At 61.6% G+C, this 622-nt stretch carries 1 protein-coding gene; it reads right to left on the reverse strand.

The features are described from left to right. Positions 1 to 622: ABC transporter ATP-binding protein (locus DBV08_RS32075; RefSeq protein WP_148090807.1), on the reverse strand; the 622-nt coding region annotated here is incomplete at both ends.

A 622-nucleotide genomic window follows, 5' to 3' on the forward strand; every position in this document is an offset into this window, starting at 1 on the left:
GCCACGACGCGACCGTCTGCGATGACTCCGATGTGAGTACACAGTTGTTCGACAAGGGCCATCACGTGACTGGAAAGAATGACCGAGCCCCCTGAGTGGACGAACGAGAGCAGAATGCTCCGAATTCCGGCCGAAGAAATGGGGTCGACAGCTTCGAACGGCTCATCCAGCACCAGTAAGCGAGGGCCGTGCAACAGCGCCGAGGCCAACCCGATCTTCTTCGTCATGCCCGCTGAATAGTCGGCGATGACCGTTCCACCTGCATCGGCAAGATCGAGCGCGGCCAACAGTTCGTCGCGTCGTGCTGCAATGACGTCCTCGGGCATGCCGCGCAGACGCCCGAAATAGGTGAGCAGTTCGTGACCGGTGAACTGGGCGGGCAGCGCCAAACCATCGGGTAGAACGCCGAGCAGACTCTTCGCTGCCACTGGGTCGTTCCACACGTCGTAGCCGTACACCAGGCTGCGGCCGTAGTGCGGGCGAAGCAATCCGACTGCCATCGACAGTGTGGTCGTTTTTCCCGCACCGTTCGGCCCCACCAGGCCGAACAACGAACCTGGGGGCACCGCGAGGGAAAGGTCGTTCACAGCAACTTTCGCGCCGAACGCCATGCAGAGGTGTT

Origin of the sequence: Rhodococcus sp. KBW08 (genome assembly GCF_003852455.1) — a bacterium.
GTDB classification, from domain to species: Bacteria; Actinomycetota; Actinomycetes; order Mycobacteriales; family Mycobacteriaceae; genus Rhodococcus_F; species Rhodococcus_F baikonurensis.